The organism is Prosthecobacter sp., from assembly GCF_046154365.1.
Lineage (GTDB): Bacteria > Verrucomicrobiota > Verrucomicrobiia > Verrucomicrobiales > Verrucomicrobiaceae > Prosthecobacter.
The window spans coordinates 1-15,558 of the sequence record NZ_JBJXFV010000087.1 but is presented as its reverse complement, the minus strand read 5'-3'; the positions used below and the strand labels follow the sequence as shown (position 1 = coordinate 15,558).

Annotated in this window: 11 protein-coding genes; 4 read left to right on the top strand and 7 right to left on the bottom strand. The window is 61.2% G+C overall.

Going from position 1 to position 15,558, the window contains the following annotated elements:
* Positions 1 to 146: 146 nt before the first annotated feature.
* The 4 genes from ACKVY0_RS11335 to ACKVY0_RS11320 all read right to left on the bottom strand — a co-directional run bounded on the left by ACKVY0_RS11335 (position 147) and on the right by ACKVY0_RS11320 (position 7,073).
* Positions 147 to 1,283 (bottom strand): aminotransferase class V-fold PLP-dependent enzyme, encoded by a 1,137-nt coding sequence (locus tag ACKVY0_RS11335; protein ID WP_409214930.1) that lies wholly within the window; start codon positions 1,281 to 1,283, stop codon positions 147 to 149.
* 224 nt (positions 1,284 to 1,507) lie between these two features.
* Positions 1,508 to 2,428 carry an alpha/beta hydrolase gene (locus ACKVY0_RS11330; RefSeq protein ID WP_409214929.1) on the bottom strand — a complete coding sequence of 307 codons (921 nt, stop codon included), beginning with the start codon at positions 2,426 to 2,428 and terminating at the stop codon, positions 1,508 to 1,510.
* Between the two features lie 137 nt (positions 2,429 to 2,565).
* Entirely contained in the window at positions 2,566 to 6,117 is a 3,552-nt protein-coding gene (locus ACKVY0_RS11325) for a PVC-type heme-binding CxxCH protein (protein WP_409214928.1), read from the bottom strand.
* Between the two features lie 266 nt (positions 6,118 to 6,383).
* A complete protein-coding gene (locus ACKVY0_RS11320) occupies positions 6,384 to 7,073 on the bottom strand; it encodes an RNA polymerase sigma factor (protein ID WP_409214927.1) in 690 nt (229 codons plus the stop codon).
* 82 nt (positions 7,074 to 7,155) lie between these two features.
* Between ACKVY0_RS11320 and ACKVY0_RS11315 the strand changes: the two genes are divergently transcribed.
* A complete protein-coding gene (locus ACKVY0_RS11315) occupies positions 7,156 to 7,683 on the top strand; it encodes a hypothetical protein (RefSeq protein ID WP_409214926.1) in 528 nt (175 codons plus the stop codon).
* Positions 7,684 to 7,711: 28 nt separating this feature from the next.
* On the opposite strand, the gene msrB is transcribed toward ACKVY0_RS11315, so the two are convergent.
* The 3 genes from msrB to ACKVY0_RS11300 form a co-directional block, all read right to left on the bottom strand.
* Positions 7,712 to 8,308 (bottom strand): peptide-methionine (R)-S-oxide reductase MsrB, encoded by a 597-nt coding sequence (msrB, locus tag ACKVY0_RS11310; protein ID WP_409214925.1) that lies wholly within the window; start codon positions 8,306 to 8,308, stop codon positions 7,712 to 7,714.
* Between the two features lie 65 nt (positions 8,309 to 8,373).
* On the bottom strand, positions 8,374 to 10,887 hold the full coding sequence (locus tag ACKVY0_RS11305; RefSeq protein ID WP_409214924.1) for a protein kinase domain-containing protein: 2,514 nt from the start codon (positions 10,885 to 10,887) through the stop codon (positions 8,374 to 8,376).
* Between the two features lie 72 nt (positions 10,888 to 10,959).
* Complete coding sequence (locus ACKVY0_RS11300) at positions 10,960 to 11,634, bottom strand: RNA polymerase sigma factor (RefSeq protein ID WP_409214923.1); 675 nt, start codon at positions 11,632 to 11,634, stop codon at positions 10,960 to 10,962.
* Positions 11,635 to 11,879: 245 nt separating this feature from the next.
* On the opposite strand from ACKVY0_RS11300, the gene zwf reads away from it, so the two are divergent.
* The 3 genes from zwf (at position 11,880) to ACKVY0_RS11285 (ending at position 15,388) form a co-directional block, all read left to right on the top strand.
* Positions 11,880 to 13,421, top strand: a complete 1,542-nt coding sequence (zwf, locus tag ACKVY0_RS11295; RefSeq protein ID WP_409214922.1) for a glucose-6-phosphate dehydrogenase — start codon at positions 11,880 to 11,882, stop codon at positions 13,419 to 13,421.
* 18 nt (positions 13,422 to 13,439) lie between these two features.
* Positions 13,440 to 14,450, top strand: coding sequence for a glucose-6-phosphate dehydrogenase assembly protein OpcA (locus tag ACKVY0_RS11290; protein ID WP_409214921.1), 1,011 nt, complete (start codon positions 13,440 to 13,442; stop codon positions 14,448 to 14,450).
* A gap of 95 nt (positions 14,451 to 14,545) precedes the next feature.
* On the top strand, positions 14,546 to 15,388 hold the full coding sequence (locus ACKVY0_RS11285; RefSeq protein WP_409214920.1) for a UbiA family prenyltransferase: 843 nt from the start codon (positions 14,546 to 14,548) through the stop codon (positions 15,386 to 15,388).
* Positions 15,389 to 15,558 lie beyond the last annotated feature (170 nt).

Sequence of the window (15,558 nt, the reverse complement as noted above, 5' to 3'; positions counted from 1 at the left end):
CGCTCCGCCGCCGCAGAAGAAATAATGAAGCCCGGAGGTCAGGCATGCTGCCTGACAACGGACAGAGGGTTCGCTTCGCGGCTTCGCAACCAGCCTTGTCTCGGGATCAAAGGCGGGACGCCTCGATCCGGTGACAGGCCGGAGGCCTATCCTCCGAGCGCGCTGCGAAGCGTTGCCAGCAGCTTCTCGATGTCTTCCGCCGTGTTGTAACCATGCACGGCGATGCGGATGCGGCCGACCTGGTGCATGACGTGAATGTTTTGGGCGAGCAGGGCCTCGTTGATCGCCGTCGTGTTTTCGTGTTTGAAGGCGACGATGCCGCTGGAGCATTCCGGCTGTGCAGGAGCCAGCGGCGTGATGTGCAGATCGCGCAAGCCTGCATGCACACGCGCGACCAGCGGATCGGCATGCGCGGCGATGCTGGTGACGCCAATTTGATCAAGATAACGCAGCGCGGCGTTCAAGGCATAGAGCGCGGCGAAACTCGGCATGCCGACGGAGAAACTGAGCGCGCCAGGCTTGATGCGGGCGCTTTCGAAGCGGTCGGTGTCGAACGCATTCGCGAGATGATACCAGCCGCCGGCCTTCGTGGTGAGACGCGCAGCGGATTTCTTCGGAATGCCGATGATGCCGCCGCCGTGGATGCCGAGCGTCCATTTGTGCGTGCTGGAAATGACGATGTCCGCGTCCTGACAGTCGAGCACGACGCGTCCGAGCGCCTGCGTGACATCGACGGCGATGAGCGCCTGCGGTGCGAGCAGATGCACCATGTCCCGCAGACGTGCAAAGGCGATGCGGTGGCCGTTGTAGAAGCTCACGAGGCTGATCTGCACGAGCGCGGTGCGTTCGTTGAGCAACTGGGCGAGTTCGACGAGGTTCATGGCACCGTCGCGATTTTTCCACAGCCTAGTCAAAGGTCGCGCAGCTTCCGGCGCAGTGAGCCAGGGCGTGGCCCCGGCGGGGAAATCGAGATCGGTGACGACGACTTCGTCCTTCGGCGTGAGTTGCAGCGCGTTGGCGAGCAGGTTGTAGGCTTCTGAACTGCAGGAGCAGAAGGAAACTTCGTCCGTGGCGAGTCCGAGATGTTTCGCGGTGATCTCGCGGCATTCCTCGACACGTGGGAAGTGAAAATCGCGGCCACGCATGCCCAGTGACTTGTGCTGCATGTATTCGGCCACAGCCTCATTCACGCAGACCGGCGGGATGCTCTCGGCGGCGGTGTTGAGGTAGTGGATGCCGTGGAGACTGGGAAAATCGGCGGCGCGGGAGGTGTCGGTGAGCATGTGTCTGAAGGTGGGCAAATGAGGCGATTCGGCAATCTACCAAACGCCCCTCACCCCGGCCCTCTCCCCGAAGATGCGGCAGATGAAAAGAAATCCTCGGCGGGGAGAGGGAGATCGTTTTCGAGCCTGCAAACGCGAACCTCCTCTCCCCGCCACAGACTGGCATCGCCAGAGAACCATTCTTCTGGGAGAGGCCGGGTGAGGGGCCGCAGCAAATCGCGTTGTCAGTTGTCTCGCTTCAACTCAGGCGCATTCTCCGGCAGCTTGATCAACGGTTCACCGCCGAGATAGCCGAGCGAGATGAGGAAGTCGTCCATCTTCTTCGCCGTCACTTGAATCCATGGCTCACGATTGAAGAAGCCGTGCGGCATGTCGGCGGCAGTCCACATTTCCGCACGCACGCCGAGTGCGGTGGCTTTCTTCACGTATTCATCGCCGCCGGCCTTGAGCTTGTCTGCGGCGCCGAAGAAGATGATGGCCGGTGGCGTGTCCTTGGCGACAAAGTTGTTCGGCGTGATCGCCTCGGCCACTTCGAGCGTGATCGGGCTGTCGCCAGTTTCGCGTTGTTTGAAGAGCGTGGCGATGTTCATGGCGGGATTGAAGAGCACCATGGCGTTCGGTTTGGCGGAGATGGCTTTGTCGTCTGAATCGGCATCGTAGGCGGAGACGAGCGCGGTGCAGGCGGCGAGATGACCACCGGCAGAACCACCGGCGGCGATGACTTTGTCTGGATCGATTCCCAGCTCGGTGGCATGGCCGCGCACCCAGCGGATGGCGCTCTTGGCGTCTTCCACGCACTTGTCGGGCGTGGTTTGGTGGATGCTGCGGATGCGGTAATCGGCGCTGATGGCGATGATGCCGCGGCTGGCGAGGTATTCGGCCTGCGGGACGAATTGCAGGTAGGAACCGGCCTTCCAACCGCCGCCGAAGAAGAACACGACGCAGGGACGCAGTGCGGCGATTTGAACTTCGCCAGCGGGGGAGAAGACGTGGAGCTTCAGTTCGCCCTGCGGCGTGGTTTTATAGACGATGTCCTTCGTCGTGACTGTGGCGTCGGTCAGTTTGATCGTGGGCTTTGTTTTGACGGCCTTTTGGGCGAAGGCTGGGAGCGAGAATGCGAGGAGGAGGGGAAGGATGAAGCGCATGGTGGTGCTGAAACGACGAGGAGGCGCGGATGTTGCGGAGCGCGAGTATGGCGAAGCCTACTCGCCTGTTTTTTGGGCGATACGTTGGCGCTGGGGCTGACAAGTGGCGAGTAGGCTAAAGCCATACTCGCGCTCCATCACTTGAGCGTCATGAGCCACGCCACGAGATCGGCGAGGCCTTGCGGGCCGATGGCGGCGGCAAGGCCGGGGGGCATCAATGATTGAGTCATCTCCTCCTGCTTGACGATGCTTGACTTCTTGACGGGCTGCGCGGCACCACCGGCGATCTTGAGGGTCAGTTCATCGGCGGTATCACTGATGATGTAGCCGATGATGGTTTGTTTCTCCTTCGTGGTGATGGTGAGGCCGTTGAAGCTGTGTTCGATGGCGGCGCTGGGGTAGAGGATGGCGGTGAACAGACCGTCTTTGCTGAGCTTGTTGCCGATCTGAGTCAAATCGGGACCGAAGTTGATGAACTGGCCTTTGACCTGATGGCAGGCCACGCAACCGGCCTGGAGGAACATCCCCTGCCCTTTCGCGGCATCGCCTTTGAGCTTCATGAGGTCGGCCAGTGGCGGGAATTTCTCGGCACCGAGCGCGGCGGGCAGCGGGAGTTCCTTGGCGGCTTGATTGCGCAGGCCAGCATCGGTGCTGCGGCTGAGGGCGAGCGCGGCGGTGGTCTTGACGATGTCGGGCAGCTTTTTTTCGCTGTTCCACTTCAGGATGGATCGGCCGCCTTCGCTGCTGAGCGCGAGGGCCTCGACGATGCTGCGGCGCACGTCATCGCGCTTCTCCGGCCAGAAGGCCTGGTTCAACACGGCCACGCTGGGCCGGTCGCTGACCTTGCCGAGTGCGGCGACGAGTTTTTTCGCCGAGGCAGCATCCGCCTTCGTGAGAAAGGCCACGGTCTTGCCGACGTTCGCCGCGAGAATGCGCGCGGCGTTGATGGATTCGCCCGCGTCGGGATGCGCGGTGATGTAATCGACGAGTTCCTGCTCGAACCCGGTCAAATTGAGCCGCTGCACGAGGTCGATGAACTCCGGTTTGCCGATGACGGGCTTCAGGAGCGAATCCAGCCGCGCCTTGGCCTCGGGATTGGAGGAGATGGCGTTGCGGTCGAGCAACGCGGTGGCGGCGAGAGCGGTTTCGGTATCTCCATACGAAAAGATGGGCAAAACTGCTGCTTTGACTTCCTGAGGTGATGTATAGGAGCGAATTTGGAGTGCTCGAAGAAAGCTCAGTGAGGTTAGAGGCACGTGAGAATAATCAGACGCCGATTTGCCCGAAATTTCCTCCCGGTAAGCTGCAAGGTCTTCGAATCCCTCGCACCAATACTTCAAGACCGAGCTCAAGTGTTCTACTGTTCCCGTTCTCCATGTCCGACGCGCGCTAAAGACTGGAGGGCGAGGAGTGCAGACTGGAATCATCTGTGCGCGTTTCGCAGAAAAAAGATCGCTTGCTATGCCATGCGCTTCGATTGCCCAGCGATCCGTGTCGCAGTTCAAATAGTAGACCTGGCGAGATGCCTCCTCACTACCATCAAACCTCAACGCAATCGACGCTTCGCGGCGCACGGCGGGTGATTTGTCGGCAACAACCTTCGCGATTACCTCACGCAGCATCTCAGGATGCGCCTGCTGCACGAGGCGACGAGCGACGCGGATGGCGGTGATGCGGATGTTGGGATCGGTGTCGGTGAGGGCCTCCGTCAGGCAGTGGGGCAGAGTCAGGTCGTGCGGGTTCGGTTTGTCGGCACCTGGATTGATGCGCTCCCACTCATGATCGGCGAGCAGCCACAAAGCACGGGCGCGATGTTGCGGGAGTGCTTTCTTGTCGTCGAAGAGTTGGTGCAGTTCAGGCTCGGCTTCGGAGCCGATTTCTTCGAGCTTCTTCCAGGCGAGGTAGCGCTGCGCTTCGTTCGGCGATTTCAACGCGGCCACGGCGGACTCTGGCGAGTCCAATTTGAAATTGGGGATTTGATATTTGAGAGCGGCCTTCGTCGTCACGCGGAACAAACGCCCGCGCGTCACATCGCCCATCCCATGCCCGCCGACGCCGGGGTCATACCAGTCGGCGACGATTAAAGAGCCATCGGGGGCGACGGCGACATCGCTGGGGCGGAACCAGCGGTTCTTCGTGCCTTCGAGAATGTTCACGATCTCGGCTTTGTAGCCAGCGCCGTCGGGTTGGGTGATGTAGCCGCGGACGACATTCGGGCCGGCGTCGCAATGGAGGGGCTGGCCGTGGAAGATGCTGGGGAGGAGGTCGCCTTCATAGACTTGCATGCCGGTGGGGCTGCCTGCGCCGGTTTGGAGCATGTTGGGGATGACGCCGGGGTCGTTTTGATGCCAGTGACGCAGCGGGATTTCGCTTTCCCAACCGATGCGCGGCGTCTGCCAGCCTGCGCCGGTCATTTCGTCGGAGTAGCCGTAGTTGCCGAACTCCATGACGTAATTGATGCGCACGCCTTTGTTGCCGTCGTCGTCGTTGTCGGACTGCCACAGGGTGCCGAAGCTATCGACGGCGACTTCCCAGTTGTTGCGGAAGTTCCAGGCGAGCACCTCGACGTTGCTGCCGTCGAGCTCGCAACGGAAGACCATGCCCTGCTGGTAGGGGCGGTTGTTTTGGTTGGTGCATTTGATGCCGTGGATGTCGGTGATGAGATTGCCTTTGGCATCGCAGAGCTGTTTGCCGGCGTTGCCGAAATTGAAGTAGAGGCGGCCATCGGGGCCGAAGTGGAAGGCGTGGATGCCGTGGTCGTGCTGGGCACCGCCGATCTTCGTGAACATGAGCTCTTTGCGGTCGGCTTTGTCGTCGCCGTTGTCGTCGATGAGCCAGAAAACGTCGTCGCCGCAGGAGATAAGCGCTTTGTTGCCGAGCACGCAGATGCCGTGGGCACTGTCCACATCGCGGCCCTGGTGGAAGACGGTGGATTTGTCGGCCTTGGCATCGCCATCGGTGTCTTCCAGGATGAGGATGCGGTCGCCCTCGGCGCGTTCGCCGTTGTGCTTGCGGTAATTGACGACCTCGCAAATCCAGACACGGCCCCGGTGGTCGATGTCGATGCTGGCGGGCGAAAGCATCATCGGCTCGCTGGCAAAGAGCTGCACGGTGAGTTCGGGATGCACATCGAGCTGCTCGGTGGCGGATTCGGACTCGTGGGCGACCTCATTGACATTATTGACCTGGATGGGGCCGGGATTCTCGGTGTAAACGGCGAAGGTGACGCTGGTGCTGCCCTGCCGCGTGCCACCTTCATCGAGGGCGCCGCGTGCTTTGAAGCGCTTTGTGCCTTCAGGGAGGTTGAACGCGATGACGCTATTCGCATGCGTGCCGATGCCATATGGGATGGTTTTGCCCGCGCTGCGGAGTTCTTTGCCACCGACGTTGGCATTGACACTGACACTGCCGAAACCAGTCTGCGCAGACTTCCACTCGACCTCGGTGAGCTTTTTCTCGCTCCCATCGGCCAGGATCAATCGTGGCTCCGCCCAGTCGGCCCAATCGGCGGTGAAGCCATTGCCGCCATCGGTGACGACGAGGAAGAGTTCTTTGGCACCTTCGAGCGAGACATCGATTTCGACGCTGTGGTCGGGCGTGCTCGGGGTGAGGAGCTTGGATTGGAAGAGCGGCTTGGGCGCGGCGAGGAGCAGCGTCGGAGCAAGGAAGGCGAGCAGGATGGATTTCATGCGAGGGCGGAGAGTACGCGGGCATGAGGGGAACGCTATCGCGGAGATATGGGTGCGGCGGAGATGGACGGAACACCGTTGGTGTTCGGCCTTGGGAGAAAAGGATCGCTGGGGGTGAACCCAAGGGAGCACTCGCCAAGGCTCGGCACCCTTGGGCTGAGTGACGCAAGCCCGTTGAGCTTGGTGTGGGTGAGCCTGCCTGTATCGCTATACGAAGCGTTGCTGGAGGGCGTTTGCGTTTCTGATCCGCACACGGAGCGTGCTGGCTACTCCACGTCTTCGCCGAGGTAGGCAGCGAGGTGTTTGCGGAGTTCGGTGCGGGCGCGGAAGAGGAGGCTCTTCACGGCAGGGAGGGACATTTTCAACGCGGCGCAGATGTCTTCATACGGGCGCTCTTCGTGGCGGCGCATGATGACGGCGAGGCGCTGCTTTTCGGGCAGGGCGGCGATGGCTTTGTCGAGCGCCTGCTCAAGCTCGGTCTGCTGGGTGATGTGATCGGCACCAGGGATGCTGTGATCGGCGAAGTGTTTCGGCGGATCGTCTTCGTTCTCCTGTTCCATGCTGACCTCTTTGCGGCGGGAGCGGCGGCGGGTTTCGTTGAAGACGAGGTTGCGGGTGATGGTGAAGAGCCAGGTAGTGAACTTGGCGGTGACCTCATAACGCGGGGCGCTGCGCCAGACGCGGATAAACACCTGCTGCGCGATGTCGTGCGCGTCGTCGATGTTGTTCAGCATGCGGGCGCAGGTGCCGATGATGGCGCTCTGATGCAGTTCGACGAGTCGTTCAAAGGCTTTCACGTCGCCTTCTTTGACGCGGAGCATGAGTCTGACGCTTTCCTGATCCGAAGACTCCTCCACACCGTCGGCAGCGGCCTGCGGTGGGGAAATGGGAGCGATCCGTTCCGGTTCGGGCATGTGGTAGGCGGGCAGTGTGAACGCCATGCTAGCGAGGGTCATGCGCGATGTAAACCACCGGCGCGGTGGAATGGTTGCGCGCGAAAGTTTGACGCTGCCGTGGCCGCCGCTAGCATCGGTGACGATGAACGATCAAACTTGGGACACGACTTTCCGCGAACTTTTCGAGCGCTGCGCCAAACTGCATCGCGATGGCGACACGCGAGCTGCGAACTGGTTCACGGCGGCGGATAAATCGTTTTTGGACGGCATTGGCCACACGACGCAGGAGTTTTTTGACTTTGTGGACGATCACTGCCGCTATGGCGCGGAAGGACCGACGCTGGAAACGGCGCTGCTCGTCGCGGCGGTGCGGCGGGATTATTTCCGTGTGGTGCAAAACGGCAAACGCAGCGGCAAGATCGTGCCGCCAAGTGAACTGCCGCCGAAACCGGCGGCGGTGGATGGCATCCCGTGGCTGCCGCGTTTGATCGTGAAGGCGCGGGCGAAACTGAAGGGTGAGATGGACCCGGACACGATGTTTGGCTGCGGCGGTGATCGTGCGTTCTTCGAGCAGCACAAGCTGCATCCCGCCGACTTTCTGCGAGTGACTTGGGCGGCAGGCGACGATGACCGGAAGATCATCGAGTTCGCGAAGTCGGGGAAGATGTGAAGGTGCGGGCAAGAGTGCCCGCATCACTTTATTTCTTCGGTTCCACGCCGCCTTCTTTGGCGACTTCGTCTTTCTTTTGCTGCACAGCGGCTGAGCCGAGATCGAGGAGCTTGGGAGCTTCGCCACCTTTGGGGACGAACTTCAAGGCGACGCCGTTGATGCAGAAGCGGCGATCGGTGGGAGTTTTGAAGCCTTCGCCTTCAAAGACGTGGCCGAGGTGCGCATCGCAGCGTTTGCAGACGGTTTCGATGCGCTTCATGCCGTGGCTGTTGTCCACTTTTTCGAAGACGCCTTTGGCTTTGGACGAATCATAGAACGAAGGCCAGCCGCAGCCGGAGTGGAACTTTTCCTTGGAGGTGAACAGCTCCGCGCCGCAGCACACGCAGTAGTAGGTGCCTTCGCCCTGCTTCTCGAATTCAGCGTAAGCCGCGCCGTTGGGCCGCTCGGTGCCGCGCATGCGGGTGACTTCGTATTGTTCGAGCGAGAGGAGTTTCTTCCATTCGTCGTCGGACTTCACAACTTCGGGCTTGGGCATGGCGGGGGTGTCAGTTTTGGGTTTGTCCTCGGCCTGGGCGATGCAGAAGGCGGCGGCGAGGGCGGAAAGGAGGGCGAGACGGAGTTTCATGGCGTTGGGTTGCTGATACGTGGGAGAAGTGGGGAAGATTGCTTATTCCCCAAAAAGACGTGGCTTCAATCTTCATCCTCGCGTGCGGTCTGGCCGATGTTCCAGAGCAGGAGGCGGAAGCCGGCGTCGGGGTGGCGGTCGGCGGAGGCAGTTTGCCGGCGGAAGGAGGCGAGGAGTTCCTGGCGCTCGGCGGTGGTGTAGGCACCGCCGCGCAACACGCCCTGATCTGGCATGGCGCTCCATGAATCGGAGACCCATTCCCAGACGTTACCGGAGAGGTCGAACAGGCCACGGCCATCGGCACGGAAGGAACCAACCGGTGCTGCTTCGGCGACACCGTCGGTGTAACCTGCGATAGATTCTTTGCCGCTGCTGTCGGCGGTTTTGTCGAGGTAGTTGCCCGATTTCGCCGGTGGCGGCCAGATAAAGCCCCAGGGATAGATGCCTTCGATGCGCAGGCTGCGTTCGGCGGGCGTTTCGCCGAGTTCACGCGAGAGATAGGCGGCCATGCTCCATTCGTCGTCGGTGGGCAGGCGGTATTCTTGATCAGGCTCAAGCAGGCCCTGCGCGCGTTCGCGGTCCGTGAGCCAGCGGCAGAACTGCTCGGCCTCGGCACGATTGACCATCGTCACGGGAAAATCGGGGCCGACGTCGAACACACGACCATCGATAGGCGGCTGATTGGTGGCCTTGGCGAATTCTGCAAAGTCTTTGCGCCGCGTTTCGATACTGGCGAGCATCGCTTTGCCCAGCGGCACGAACTTGATGCCGAGGCTGTTCTGCCACGCCTTGCCGAACACGACCGAGCCGGTGGCCCTCAAACGCAGGTTGAAGCTGATGCTTTGCTGTTCCTTGAGCTTGCCGCTGGCGATCTCGGGCTTGTAGCCGGGCAGCCGCACTTCGTAGCTGAAGGCGTCAGCGCGCACTTTGGGCAGCGCGAGCGGCGTGCGACCGACGAGACGCTCGCCTTCGAAGACTTCGGCTCCGGCAGGCGTGCTGGCGATGTTGAGGCTGCCAAACTTCACGCTCACGATCTCGGTGCGGATGGCGCTGTGGCCGGGCTTGGGTTTGGAAGCACCGGGCATGACAGGAATGTTCGCGGCCTTCCAAACATACTCATGATCGGGATCGAGTCGGCCGGACTGCCGCTCCACCGCAGTCATCCAGGCGCAGAAGGCATCCGCTTCTTCTTTGGGAATCACGGCGGCATATAGCGTGGTTTTGTCCGGCAGGGTAACGGGGGTCACCTCGTATTCCGCAGCGCCATAGGTGGCTTCGAGGAAGTTGCGGAAGAGCAGGGCATCGAGCGGCAGATCGGCGACATGGCGATCCTGTTTGTAGGTGAACCATTGCTTGAGCCGGTTCTGCCAGGGTTTGCCCGTTGTGGGCGGCTGCGGACGCACGGGGAGCACCGGTTGAGGCTTCACGGGCAGCGGAATATCATACGCCCACTCGCGCTGATGCTTGGCCATCACGAGGCCGCTAGCGACGAGGAATGAGGCGAGCGTGGTGAGAATGGCCGCACGGCTGAAGCGGCGCACGAAGCTCTCGGGCTTCTTGTCGCCGACATGCTGCAGCGCCTCGGCGAAATCGGAAGCGGTGGCAAAGCGGCGGGTGAGATCGCATTCGCAAGCCGTGCAGATGACGCGGTTGAGGTCCAGCCAGAAGGGCCATTCTTCATCGGAGAGATTTTCCGGCACCTCGGGGAATTCCATGCGGTCTTTGCCGCTACTCATCTCATAGAGCACCTTGCCGAGGCTGTAAATGTCCGCCTGCGCCGTGCCGGGGCCTTCAGGCGGCACGAAGCCTTCGGTGCCCACAAAGGTGCGCTCCCCAAACGCGGCGACGAGGCCGATGTCCGCCAGTTTGCACACGCCGCCGACGAAGATGATGTTCGAGGGCTTGATGTCACGATGCGTGAGGCCGTGGTTGTGCATGTAGTGCAGGGCGTCGGCCATGTACACGCCGGCATCGCGGCAGAAGAAGGGATCGAGACGCCCGTGGCGCTTCATGTCCGTGGTGAGCGTGCGGGGAACGTAGGTCTGCGTGTTGGTGATGTTCCCGCCTTCCTCGGCGTCGTCCGCCAGCTCCATCACGCAATAATAAAAGCCGCGCGGCTCATTCCAGCCGACGTGCAAAATATGGACGAGGCAGGGATGACCACGCGAGATGGGCTCGAACTGCTGGATGCCCTGAAACTCGCGGTGGAAGGTGCGTGTGAGTTCAAAATCCTCGCGCCAGACGATCTTCACCGCTCGCAGCGCTCCGGTGACGCTTTGCGCCAGCCAGACTTCGCCATACGCACCGGAGCCGATGCGCTTGAGCAGCGTATAGTCGGGAATGACGATGTCATCGCGATGCGAGGGCGGGCCGTTCCTGTCGCGATTTTTCACCTTCTCCTTCGCGGTGGGTGGTGCAATCGGCGGTGCGGGCAGCTCTGCTTCGTCGGCATCCGACTCAGGCGCTGCTTCGATCTCCTCCGCCACTTCATCCAGCAACGGCACAACGACCTCCTCGTCCGCGATCGCGGACGGGGACGGGGACTCAAGGTCTGCTGGCAGGACGGCGGAATCGCTCATGAAGCTGGCGTGGAAGGAGGAAGCAGCGTGCATCGGCCTGATCAGCCGCCGCAAGCGCCCAGAAGTCTCCCACTAAAGCATCGTATTCTCAAGCCCCTGAACTTCTTTCTTCACCAGCGCCCCGACCCGGTGCTTGGCCAAATAAACCTGCGCCGCATTGATGCCGAGCGCTTCGGAGGTCTTCTTCACGCCCCAGCCCTTCATCACATAGCAGTCGAAAATTTGGAACTGCCGAGGCGAAACCTTGGCTTTGACACGCTCCAGAGCCGCAGCGGTGATGTTGTCACGCCACTCACGGTCCCAGATGTTTTCCAGCAGGTTGTCCTTGTCCTGGGACAGGCGATCCACGATCTGCCCGCTGGTGTCCTCGGTGTCAGCGTTGCCTTGATCTGCGAGGGAAGGCTGGCGCTTGCGGGCACGAAACACGTCGAGAATGCGCCAGCGCGTCATCTGCAGCAGCCAAGCCTTAAATGAGCCTGCACGCGGGTCGTACTGGCCTTTTTGCACCTGGCGGGCGATGGCGATGACGGTTTCCTGCACCACATCAAAAGCTTCTTCGCGAGTGAGACCTGCCTTGGTGCCGACGCTGAAAATAAGCCGCCAGTAGGTCTGATAAAACTCGTTCCACGTCTTCTGGTCCTCCCAGTTGTTCAGACGCTCGATCAGGCTCTTGCGGGTCTTCTCCCACAGGCCTTTCTCTTTTTTGACGTCTTCCGGGATCGGAATGTCTGGCTCCGGTTTGCTCATTGGTCGCTGATACTCAACGGATGAAAGGCGCTGTCAAACCTTTGAGTCCCTTCAGGAGCAAAGAATTTCGCCGATAGAGGTGCGGCTTTTTGGCGGGATCATTGATCGGAGTCGCTCATGCTGGTGATGAAGTGATTTCATCCATGCGGCGGGCTGGAGAAAGCATCATGGGTTGCCATCAGGGAGGGGCGGGCTAGTCTGGCAATTCTGCGCTGCGTTGGTGGCGTGGTCCTTGCTTAATTACCATGCCCGAACTGGAAAACCCCTTTCAAGAAACGCTGCTCTCACGTCATCGTGCCGAGCCTTGCACCGTGGTCATCTTTGGCGCCACCGGCGATCTCACGCACCGCAAGCTGATCCCTGCCATTTACAACATCGCCGCCTGTGGCGATCTGCCGCCGCAGTTCAAGGTCGTGGGCTTTGCCCGACGCGACAAGACGGACGAAGGCTTCCGGGCCGAATTGGAAGAAGGAAACCGCAAAAACAGCCGCCAGGGCCACAACGACGAGCTGTGGAAGAGCTACTCGCAGTGCATCCACTACCACCGCAGCGAATTTGAAGACCTCGAAGGCTACAAGGCACTCGGTCGTCTGTTGGATCAGTTCGATGTCGAACGCGGTGCGCCTGCGAACCGCCTCTTTTACCTCGCCTCAGCCCCCGAGGCCTTCAAACCCATCCTGGAGATGATCCGTGCAGCCGGTCTCAATAAAGCCGTCGGTGACAAGTGGGCGCGGGTCGTCTGTGAGAAGCCGTTCGGCAAAGATCTCGACACCGCACGCGGCTTGAATGCCGTCGTAGCCGAAACCTTCCACGAACGCGACACCTACCGCATCGACCACTACCTCGGCAAAGAAACCGCGCAGAACATCATGGTGCTGCGCTTTGCGAACTCGATCTTCGAGCCGAACTGGAACAGCCGCTACATCGACCATGTGCAGATCACCTGTGCCGAAAATCTCGGCATGGAAGGTGGTCGCGGCGGCTACTACGACACCGCCGGAGCGCTGCGTGACATGGTTCAAAATCACCTCTTCCAGCTCCTCACCCTCGTGGCGATGGAACCGCCGACCGATTTGAGCGCCGACAGTGTGCGCGATGAAAAAGTGAAGGTCATTCGTGCCCTGCGTCCGCTCGTCGGGCCCGAAGCCGTCGGCAAGAATGTGATTCGCGCTCAGTACACCGTCGGCAGTGTCGATGGCGTGCCGCGTGTCGGTTACCGGCAGGAGGATCGCGTCAATCCCGAGTCTCAGACTGAGCCGTACGTCGCATTGCGAGTCATGATCGACACCTGGCGCTGGCAGGGCGTGCCGTTTTACATTCGCGTCGGCAAGCAACTGCCGAAGAAGGCCACCGAGATCAGCGTGCATTTCAAAAAGCCGCCGCAGGTGCCCTTTGCCACCAGCAACATGCTCAGGAACAGCGAAAACACCCTCGTCATCCGCATTCAGCCGGATGAGGGCATCGCCCTGCGCATCCTCTGCAAACAGCCCGGTCAGGCGCAGAACGTGCAGCAGGTGAAGATGGACTTCCGCTACTCCTCCAGTTTCGGCAAGGCCAGCCCCGAGGCCTACGAACGTCTTTTGCTCGACGCGATGGCTGGTGACGCCACGCTCTTTGCCCGCCGCGATGAAGTAGAAAATGCCTGGAAGTTCATCGACGAGATCGAACACGCTTGGCACCAGTCCGCCACGCCACCACCGATGCACGAATACCCCGCCGGAAGCTGGGGGCCGAAGGAAGCGGACGATCTGCTCCGTGCCGATGGCCGCGAGTGGCGGCTGCTTTGATTTGGGAGGACTCCAACCATGCCTTCTGCCACACTCAACGACTCCGACCTCGGCCGCCTCGGCCTCGAGACGCCCATCGCGCGCATTGATCGCGCCTTGAAGCAGCTCTGGGAGGGCGACGAGGCCAAAACGCGCGCCTCACTGATCAATTTGGCGATTTACACCGAGGACAGCAGCCTCCTCGCCGCTGACAACGACCTGCTCGACCACGTCGCCGCTGAACACGCCTGCCGCGCATTGCTCATTCTCGCCTTGCCCGAGTCACAGCCGCCGCGTGCGCGTGCGTGGATTCAGGCGCTGTGCCGTCCGTATCAAGGCAAGCAAACTGTGTGCAGCGAGCAGATCAGCTTCGTCCTCGAAGGCGGTGATGCCGCGCAGGTGCAAAACATCGTCTTCGCCCATCTCGACAGCGATCTCCCCCTCGTTGTCTGGTGGCAGGCGGATCTCACGCAGCATTTCGAAGAGCGCTTCTACTCGCGCATCGACACGCTCATCATCGACAGCAGCCGCTGGAGTGATCCGGCGAAGCAGTTCGATGCCTTGCGTGCCGCCATGAGCGCTGAAACCGCTGATTTCGATGTGCGCGACCTCGCGTGGACGCGCTCGCACTTCATGCGCACCGCGCTCGCCAGTTGCTTTCAGGACGCCGCCGCGCTGCAAAATCTCGCGAAGCTGCAGACCATTCACATCACTCATCTTAAAGGCCAGCGCACCACCGCGCTGCTGCTCGCCGCATGGATCAATCAGCGCCTGCAAACCTCCCTGCAGCTTGATTTCATCGAGCAAGACACCGGCCCGGCCCTGCAACGCCTCCTGCTCGAAGGCGAGGGCGTGCGTGGCGAAGTGCGCCGTGACTGTGATTCCACTTTCTTCCACGTCTGCGCCACCTGCGGCCAGCACACCCACGAAGAACTCCTGCCCGCCGATGTGGACAGCGACGCTGAACTCGTCAGCGAACAGCTCTCCCGCTTCCATGGCAGCACGCTCTACTCCAGCATGCTGCCTTTCGTCCGCAGTATGCTCAGCTAATCCTCCTCCTCCTACTCCTCCTCCCTTTCGCACGTCTCCGATCCTCGTTCAGGGAGGAGGAGTAAGAGTAGGAGGCGGAGAAAGATTCAAAGCCCATGCTTCCCTGGCTCCAACTCGCCCGCATCTCCAATCTTCCCACGGTTTGGACCAACGTCACCGCCGCCTGGCTCCTCGCCGGTGGTTCACTCACCGATGCACGTCTCTGCTGGCTCATCCTCGCCGGTTCGCTGCTCTACACCGGCGGCATGATCTTGAATGATGCTGCCGACGTGAAGTTCGACCGCGAACATCGTCGCGAGCGCCCCATTCCCAGCGGCCAGATCAGTCTGAACACCGCCTGGACCGTCGGTATCGCCATGCTGCTCGTCGGTGCGACACTGGCCACCTGGTTTGGTGCCAATCCCCGCATCACCGCCATTCTCGTTGCTGCCATCGTGTTCTACGATCTCTATCACAAGCAGTGGGCCGGTTCCGTCATCATCATGGGTGCCTGCCGCATGCTGCTCTATTTGATGGCCGCCAGTGCAGCACCCGCCGCCGCGCTGCCCGCCGCCGTCGCCCTTGGCTGCTACGTCATCGGCATCACCATCGCCGCACGTTTGGAGCACAAAAGCGGCCTGTTACCCGCCGCGTCGTCCCTGCTTGCGCTCGCGCTGCTGTACACGCCTGGGATCGTCTTTGCGATGCGTTTTGCCTCAGCGGGCGGTTATCCGATGCAGCTCGTCATCCTCGCCGCCTGTGCCATCCTCATCGCCTACGCCACGCAAATGCTGCGCAAAGGCGGCCCCGCCATCGGCCAGGCCGTCGGCACGCTGCTCGCCGGCATAGCCATCGTCGATGCTCTCGCCGTTTCCAGCGTGTCGGTCACACTAGCGCTCGGTTTCGTTGCCCTCGCCCCCGTTTTGCGTCTCTGGCAGCGCTGGGTGGCCGCGACGTGATGGAATCACCCGACTCTGGCCGTTTAGCCTTTCCCTTTGACCGCAACCCCGGTCACAGGCAAAGAACCCGCCCCCCAATGCTGGAGAAACAAATCAGGCTCGAACACACCCACCGCATCTTGTTCACGAGAGAAGTCTTCGCGCCCAGGAACAACACCATCCGCGATCTT

Coding starts and splice junctions, on each gene's coding strand:
- ACKVY0_RS11285 (WP_409214920.1), top strand. CDS start 14,546: ATGCTTCCCTGGCTCCAACTCGCCCGCATCTCCAATCTTCCCACGGTT.
- ACKVY0_RS11330 (WP_409214929.1), bottom strand. CDS start 2,428: ATGCGCTTCATCCTTCCCCTCCTCCTCGCATTCTCGCTCCCAGCCTTC.
- zwf (WP_409214922.1), top strand. CDS start 11,880: ATGCCCGAACTGGAAAACCCCTTTCAAGAAACGCTGCTCTCACGTCAT.
- ACKVY0_RS11320 (WP_409214927.1), bottom strand. CDS start 7,073: ATGACCCTCGCTAGCATGGCGTTCACACTGCCCGCCTACCACATGCCC.
- ACKVY0_RS11300 (WP_409214923.1), bottom strand. CDS start 11,634: ATGAGCAAACCGGAGCCAGACATTCCGATCCCGGAAGACGTCAAAAAA.
- ACKVY0_RS11290 (WP_409214921.1), top strand. CDS start 13,440: ATGCCTTCTGCCACACTCAACGACTCCGACCTCGGCCGCCTCGGCCTC.
- msrB (WP_409214925.1), bottom strand. CDS start 8,308: ATGAAACTCCGTCTCGCCCTCCTTTCCGCCCTCGCCGCCGCCTTCTGC.
- ACKVY0_RS11325 (WP_409214928.1), bottom strand. CDS start 6,117: ATGAAATCCATCCTGCTCGCCTTCCTTGCTCCGACGCTGCTCCTCGCC.
- ACKVY0_RS11335 (WP_409214930.1), bottom strand. CDS start 1,283: ATGCTCACCGACACCTCCCGCGCCGCCGATTTTCCCAGTCTCCACGGC.
- ACKVY0_RS11315 (WP_409214926.1), top strand. CDS start 7,156: ATGAACGATCAAACTTGGGACACGACTTTCCGCGAACTTTTCGAGCGC.
- ACKVY0_RS11305 (WP_409214924.1), bottom strand. CDS start 10,887: ATGAGCGATTCCGCCGTCCTGCCAGCAGACCTTGAGTCCCCGTCCCCG.